Genomic DNA, 6,389 nt, shown 5'->3' on the forward strand with positions numbered 1-6,389 from the left:
CACGTTAAATAAATTGTAGACTGAGATTAATAATATGCATTATTATAAAATAATTTATTTTTTTAGGGTTTTACACGTAAAAGGGTTGTAAACTCCCGTTATTTTATGATATATTCAATAACAGAAATGATTAATACTCCCCCAAGTAAGATCATTTCAATATTCAGAAGATACTCGGTATAGCCCTTTCCCAATTAAGGTTTATGCCGGGTATTTTTTGCTTTGAAAGCAAAAAAAAAATAGTCCTGACGGACTATTTTTAGAAGCGGTTTGTTATGCAAAAATCATTTGGAAAATACCTGCACCACAGATGGCACCGATAATTGGTGCAACAACTGGCACCCAAGCGTAACTCCATTGTGAGTCGCCTTTGTTCTTAAGCGGTGTGAACATATGCACCAAACGTGGGCCTAAATCACGAGCAGGATTTAAAGCTGGTCCTGTTGGGCCACCTAATGAAGCAACTAATGTCATCACCAATAAACCAACAACAATGTGGCCGGCAGCGCCAAACTTACCTGCACCAATTGCTAAAGCACCGAAAACTAAGATCAATGTGCCTAAAAATTCATTTACAAAACCATTCATCCGGCTATGAGCAGCATCGATTGTTACGAATGAGCCCAAGATGCCTTCTTGGTTTGTTGTGCGATCATAATATGGTTTGTAAGCAGCAACCAATAATAATTGACCAACCATTGCACCCAAGAATTGAACAATGATGTATGGTAAAACATTTTCCCAAGGGAATAAGCCCATCACTGCAAAACTTAATGTAACAGCCGGATTAAGATGGTTACCGGAAATGCTCCCAAACATAACGGCAGGAATCATAACCCCACAACCATATCCAAAAGCGATTAAAAACCAATCACTACTAAAACCTTTTGTTCCTTTTAATTCAACGTTGGCTACTGCCCCGTTACCAAAAATAATCATAATTGCAGTTCCAATAAATTCGGCAGCCAAACGGGTTGTCAAAGAAGCGTCCACTACTATTCCTCCTATAAATGATTCATATTTTTACGTATCATATTATAATACGGGAAAATGCAAGGAAAAACAATTGACTTTTCTGTTTAAATCTCTTTCATGAGAAGATTCATATTTTTACAGACCTTTCTGTAAATTTAACTTGCTAATATCTCATAAAATGGGATAATATTCATTGATTAACCGTATTAACCCTGATTATCCGATTACTGTTTTGGAGGTTACTATATGAACTTAATACTCGCCATCGTTCTTTATGCAGGCCTTGCTGTCTTTGCATTTGGCATTATCCTGCTCCTATTTTTCTTAATTTTAAAAAAACGGCTTAAAGCCCCTCTAATTATTTGCTTGATTGGTTTGATTATCGCGGCATCTCCTGTTGGCTATAACTTCTACATGGCTCAGAAAGAACACCGCGAAGAACTAGCGAAGATTGAAAAGAAAGATAAAAAATTCGATAAAGCTGAACGCCAATTCATCAAACATATTAAAAAATCGACTGTTGCCACTGAATTCATCGCTCAAAAGTATAATAAAGTTTGGGGCGAGTTAACAGAAAACGGAACAGTTAACGTCGCAAATGTTGATTATAACGATCATGATAGTGCTGTTGCTGCTGAAGGTCGGCGTTTACTAGCACAAGGAAAACTCGATGACGCTGATGATTACTATGTCAGTGCTCAAGGTGACTACCAAAAAATGAAAGACTACGCGACTGATAACAATCGCCAAGAACTCGTTTATGCCAAAGATGTCTTATCCAAGACTAGGTCGTTCGTCTCTGTTGCAACCCGTCCAAACGGAACTTTCCAAGAATACACTGATGATGTTTACAAGGCTAATCAACGACATGTCCGCGCAATTCAGAAGTTGAAATTTTCTTACAGTAGTATTAAATAGTGAATATGGTGATTTTGAAAAAAAGATGAAATGGGTTACAATGAAGTAGAAGACTGGGGAGTCTTTTATTTTTTGACTCATAGTTAACCCCATTATCGATTGGGAGTGTGAGAAATGCGTCACGTCAAATTATTATTCATGATTTTAGGTCTAACTTTTATTTTAACCGCTTGTGGGAATCCGGTTAAAGCAAAGCTCCACGAAATAAACAGTGGCTTCAATGCGCAAATCACTGGTAAGACTAAACATAAAAAGGTTTATTGGCAAATCGGTGATACCATTCATACGACTAAAACAACCGATGATGCTTTCGCATTCGAAGTCCCTTACAAAGCTAAGCAGTACCGGATTACACTTACTGATAATGAAGAAATGCGTAATCCAACTTATGTTGAAGGCCCTGTCGCAAAAGAAATTGTGCAATGGCCGAACTTTATTCAGATTTATAATCCGATTGCCCAACAAAAAGGACTGGGCGTTTTCGAAGCGAATCCACTTGAAGGCATTCGCACTGATCAAGTTGACAGCAACAACGTGATTGCTATGAACGTCAGTGATAGCAAAGTACTGGGGATCTCAATTAAAGCTCTCAACGCAGGTAAGAATCTAACGTTTAAAAACTACGTCCTCGCCTTTTCAACAAGTATCGGAACCAAACCAACCCAGATTACTGAATTGGTCGACCGCTCACTTAAGAAACCTGGGTCATTAATGCAACTGACGGATCGCGAAGTTCGCTATACCGTTATGACGACCAATAACAACAAGCAACAAGTCACACAACTTTCAATTAATCATTTATAAAAAGAAAGCCGCCGAATCTACGATTCGACGGCTCTTTTTTTATATAGTGGTTAAAAAATTTCGGGAGAAATTATTCACATTTTTATTATAGGGCGCAGTTCAATCAAAGTAAACGATACGGTCGGCACAAATTAGTGGTGCCAAATTGTTATAGCCACTCAACCAGCTATCCCATATCGAATTTAAAGTGCTTATTTATGGCGTTTCTTCGTTTAAAATGCTATATTGAAGGTAAATAAAGGAGGTCTTTTTTATGTTTAATTATCAGCATATTCTTATCGGTTTAGATGGTTCTGAGTTATCAGAACGCGCTTTCAGTGAGGCGATTGAAATTGCTAAACGCAATAATGCCGAATTAGTTGTGGCTCAAATTATTCCAGATACCCTTTACACAAATGCACGCATAACTTACCCTGCTGAAACAACGACATCTGAAAAACATTTCGTTCAATCGTATCTTGATCAAAAGGTGCAATTCGCTAAAGAACACGGTGTCCCTAACGTACGAGCCATCCTTAAAGTGGGTTCGCCACGTCGTGAATTAGCCTTTACCATCCCAGAAGAAGCTCATATTGATTTAACAGTTCTCGGTGTCAGTGGTAAGGGTGCCTTTGAGCGGCTCTTAATCGGTTCTGTTGCACAATTCATCAGTGTTCATTCTAACACCAACGTCTTATTAATTAAGCCTTAAGCCGGTTTAAAGATTGGTTAAGTTTAATGCTTTGTTTTTGACGTGTCCCATTTCTAATATATAATAAAGGTAGTTTAGGAGTGGTTCGAAATGCCGTTTGATATCACTAAATTGTCTGATCAAAATATTAAGCGCTGGTTCTTACAACATCGCCAAGCAATCGTTGCAACCCTTTTGCACCCAAACACTTGGTGGGCAAGTTTTAATCGCCAATTAATGCGCTTTTTCCAATAATCACTAAAAGTGACGACTGAATTTGCCGTGGTCACTTTTTTTAATGACTTTTTTTTAAAGGAGTTCTGACCGATGACCGAGCAAACTTATACTTTTACAGCCTCAATCCAAGCCGCGACGATTGGTAAAGGCGGTGCATATGTCTAATTTCCTGGCGATATCCGCGCAATCTTTGGGAAGGGTCGTGTAAAAGTCCACACCCTTTTCGACCAACAAATTCCCTATGATGGCAGTATTGTCAATATGGGACTTAAAAATCCAGATGGCAACATTTGTTACATTCTTGGGGGCCGCAAAGACATCCGTGCACAACTCAAAAAAGAATTGGCGATTCCATCACAGTTGAAATCCGTGAGCGGCTATAGCTATTACGCCCCTTTAAATGCTATACTATTTTAAATATTTATTTCGTCGACTAAATTTAGAATGAGGATTATCAAATGCCAAAACACCTTTACAAGCGCGTGGCAGTCGTTTTAATACTGATTACCACCCTTTTTTTATGGTTTTTCACAGGACCGACCAGAAGTGAGGCCGGGATTTGGTTCTTCCATAAAACCACACCCCAAAAAATTGTTAAGAAAAAAACACCCAAAAAAATTGTTAAGAAAAAAACACCCAAAAAAACGATGCTCGACATCACACCCATTTCACAATTTCCTGAATTACCAACCGGTTGTGAAATTACGGCTGTTGCCATGCTGTTAGATTACCGTAGCGTTGACATGAGCAAAACAGAAGTGGCCGATAGTATCCCTTATGTCAATGATGGCGATATGGAGGTCGGCTTTTGGGGGAATCCATACGATGATACTGGCTACACTATGTATCCTCCTGCTTGGACAGGATTCTTCTATCAATATCTCGGCAGTTTCACCGATTTATCGGACGAACCGATTAGCACGCTCAAAGCTACTTTAAAACAAAAGAAACCAATTGTCGCTTGGATTAACTACCATAAACAACCAGCGCATTCCGTCTTATTAATTGGCTATGATCAAAATTCATTTACCTTTAACGATCCATATACCGGCAAACGAAAAAAAATCTCATTTGATAAATTCTGGAAAATTGCTGCACCACAGGGACACCGTGCAATGACTTATTAATCATTAACTTGGGGGATTTAACATGCGTAAACGAACCATTGCAGTCACTTTCATTACTTTAAGTAGTCTTTCATTAGCTAGTTGTCGGTCAATTAAACCTGATCAACAAGCCGCAACCCACTCCGAAAGTTTAGCACGCTATCGCGCCTCATCAGAAGCAAAAGAAAGCAATCAGCGTCGATCAATCGCTAGCTCGAAAGAAGCTTCTATTAAACAACAATCTAATCAGTCAACAAGCGCTAAAAAAGCGCTCACTGCCGACCAACAAACTTCTGTTAATCAAGCTTTTCTAGCGTGGGCGGCTGAACGCGCCACAATCGGAAACATGGCCGTCAGTGATTGGTATTTTGACCACGGTGCTGCCGGATTTGGCGATTGGTTTGCCAATTCACCTGATGGCCGCATTTTAGTTCAACCTGGGACAGCAAGCCCAGGGTTTAATGCCTACCCTGTTCATGCAATTGGTGGCTGTGTCTTTTATACCGCTTTGGATGGAACAGTCGGTAAAGACAATTTAGATCGTGGATCATTCGCGGATAATTACAGCCTTAACATGGCAATGGACAAACCGGTTAGCAAATACCTACTTGGTGATAACGGCGTCGTGTATGAACTTAAATTAGGTAATGGTCACCTCACATCAACTAATGATGGTTTCAGCGAACTAAAAGATGACGGCAAACAAGCTTACTCAGAACCACTTGCCTTTGCCGTTTCTGAAGACACCGCTGCCCAAGCTGAACTAAAATCTTTACTTGCTAACTATTAGAGTTTAAAGGAGCACGACTATGAACAATGCCGAACTACAGGCCTATCTTGAAGAACATTCCCGCGTCATCAATACATTTCGAGCCAAAGGTTTAGACTACCAAAATGAAAAGAACCAAAAACGCCAACCTGCCAAACGTTGGAACGAGAATAAGGTCGATCGGGCCGTTGATAAAATGGTCGCCGAATTTATCGCTAGTATTCAAGTGAAAATGGCATTCAACATTCGTGGTGAACACGCCAAAGAATATCAAACTTGGTTAACGTTCATTGAACAAAATGAAGTTGTCGAAGGCTTGGAAGAATCGGTTAATGAAATGGCGTTTGAATATTAGAAAAAGTAGTTTCTTTTAACGAATAATTTTCCGAAAAGTAATTGCACTGGATAATATTAAGGGTATTGAATTGTTAATTATCCTTGTGATTTTCTTATCAATATTATATGATTTACTTACGAAAGGTGATTTTAAATTATGGTTAAGTTATTCTTTAACGAGGGCTCAAAAATTGTGCTCCAACAAAATGACACATTATCTGCCTTTGGTTCTACGAATGGTTCACGCCATAAGTTGACCATCAAAGACTGTGCTGCTGCAGATATCGTCGCAAAAATCTCGCACTTTGTTAAGGACACGCCGGCTTTTATCCTCGAAAATAGTCCTAGCGAAATTTATCACAGCTCAAATCTCATTATGATTATAAAAGACTGCCGTTGGGTGGTCTTTTTTATTTTATAACGGCAATTTACAAGTTTAATCCGAACAAGCCCGGAATCTTTCAATGGCAGTCTGTTGATGATGTATTTTTAATGGTCGTTGATTAATTAGTTCAAGTGCTGCTAGGATCTCATCAGTCGTTACTTGGCTAAAATTGGTCTTTTTCGGGAAGAA

General features: G+C 39.1%; 10 protein-coding genes and 1 pseudogene. 9 read left to right on the plus strand and 2 right to left on the minus strand.

Going from position 1 to position 6,389, the window contains the following annotated elements; genetic code table 11:
• Nucleotides 1-273: 273 nt before the first annotated feature.
• The gene (locus tag ACF1X7_RS04255; RefSeq protein WP_004269980.1) at nt 274-993 is read right to left on the minus strand and encodes an MIP/aquaporin family protein; all 720 of its coding nucleotides are present in this window, start codon (nt 991-993) and stop codon (nt 274-276) included.
• A 228-nt stretch (nt 994-1,221) separates the two neighbouring features.
• On the opposite strand from ACF1X7_RS04255, the gene ACF1X7_RS04260 reads away from it, so the two are divergent.
• The 9 genes from ACF1X7_RS04260 to ACF1X7_RS04300 all read left to right on the plus strand — a co-directional run bounded on the left by ACF1X7_RS04260 (nt 1,222) and on the right by ACF1X7_RS04300 (nt 6,236).
• A complete protein-coding gene (locus tag ACF1X7_RS04260; RefSeq protein ID WP_411162450.1) occupies nt 1,222-1,893 on the plus strand; it encodes a hypothetical protein in 672 nt (223 codons plus the stop codon).
• A 114-nt stretch (nt 1,894-2,007) separates the two neighbouring features.
• The gene (locus ACF1X7_RS04265) at nt 2,008-2,697 is read left to right on the plus strand and encodes a hypothetical protein (protein WP_411162451.1); all 690 of its coding nucleotides are present in this window, start codon (nt 2,008-2,010) and stop codon (nt 2,695-2,697) included.
• Between the two features lie 253 nt (nt 2,698-2,950).
• On the plus strand, nt 2,951-3,388 hold the full coding sequence (locus tag ACF1X7_RS04270) for a universal stress protein (RefSeq protein ID WP_069468127.1): 438 nt from the start codon (nt 2,951-2,953) through the stop codon (nt 3,386-3,388).
• Nucleotides 3,389-3,478: 90 nt separating this feature from the next.
• Nucleotides 3,479-3,622, plus strand: a complete 144-nt coding sequence (locus tag ACF1X7_RS04275; protein ID WP_162875338.1) for a hypothetical protein — start codon at nt 3,479-3,481, stop codon at nt 3,620-3,622.
• Nucleotides 3,623-3,790: 168 nt separating this feature from the next.
• Nucleotides 3,791-4,021: a DUF1905 domain-containing protein gene (locus ACF1X7_RS04280; protein WP_411162454.1), complete on the plus strand. Its 231-nt coding sequence runs from the start codon at nt 3,791-3,793 to the stop codon at nt 4,019-4,021.
• 41 nt (nt 4,022-4,062) lie between these two features.
• Complete coding sequence (locus ACF1X7_RS04285) at nt 4,063-4,731, plus strand: C39 family peptidase (protein ID WP_039098870.1); 669 nt, start codon at nt 4,063-4,065, stop codon at nt 4,729-4,731.
• Nucleotides 4,732-4,753: 22 nt separating this feature from the next.
• On the plus strand, nt 4,754-5,500 hold the full coding sequence (locus ACF1X7_RS04290; RefSeq protein ID WP_039098869.1) for a hypothetical protein: 747 nt from the start codon (nt 4,754-4,756) through the stop codon (nt 5,498-5,500).
• 19 nt (nt 5,501-5,519) lie between these two features.
• A complete protein-coding gene (locus tag ACF1X7_RS04295) occupies nt 5,520-5,834 on the plus strand; it encodes a hypothetical protein (protein WP_039098868.1) in 315 nt (104 codons plus the stop codon).
• A 138-nt stretch (nt 5,835-5,972) separates the two neighbouring features.
• Complete coding sequence (locus tag ACF1X7_RS04300) at nt 5,973-6,236, plus strand: hypothetical protein (protein WP_411162452.1); 264 nt, start codon at nt 5,973-5,975, stop codon at nt 6,234-6,236.
• A 15-nt stretch (nt 6,237-6,251) separates the two neighbouring features.
• Here the strand turns inward: ACF1X7_RS04300 and ACF1X7_RS04305 are convergent.
• Nucleotides 6,252-6,389, minus strand: a pseudogene (locus ACF1X7_RS04305) (IS30 family transposase); the annotation flags it as partial.

Origin of the sequence: Latilactobacillus sp. VITA-14 (assembly GCF_046580785.1) — a bacterium.
Lineage (GTDB): Bacteria > Bacillota > Bacilli > Lactobacillales > Lactobacillaceae > Latilactobacillus > Latilactobacillus curvatus.

Bases quoted from the DNA above. Each gene is read 5' to 3' on its own strand.
- ACF1X7_RS04265 (WP_411162451.1), top strand. From the start codon at position 2,008: ATGCGTCACGTCAAATTATTATTCATGATTTTAGGTCTAACTTTTATT.
- ACF1X7_RS04285 (WP_039098870.1), top strand. From the start codon at position 4,063: ATGCCAAAACACCTTTACAAGCGCGTGGCAGTCGTTTTAATACTGATT.
- ACF1X7_RS04290 (WP_039098869.1), top strand. From the start codon at position 4,754: ATGCGTAAACGAACCATTGCAGTCACTTTCATTACTTTAAGTAGTCTT.
- ACF1X7_RS04275 (WP_162875338.1), top strand. From the start codon at position 3,479: ATGCCGTTTGATATCACTAAATTGTCTGATCAAAATATTAAGCGCTGG.
- ACF1X7_RS04295 (WP_039098868.1), top strand. From the start codon at position 5,520: ATGAACAATGCCGAACTACAGGCCTATCTTGAAGAACATTCCCGCGTC.
- ACF1X7_RS04300 (WP_411162452.1), top strand. From the start codon at position 5,973: ATGGTTAAGTTATTCTTTAACGAGGGCTCAAAAATTGTGCTCCAACAA.
- ACF1X7_RS04270 (WP_069468127.1), top strand. From the start codon at position 2,951: ATGTTTAATTATCAGCATATTCTTATCGGTTTAGATGGTTCTGAGTTA.
- ACF1X7_RS04260 (WP_411162450.1), top strand. From the start codon at position 1,222: ATGAACTTAATACTCGCCATCGTTCTTTATGCAGGCCTTGCTGTCTTT.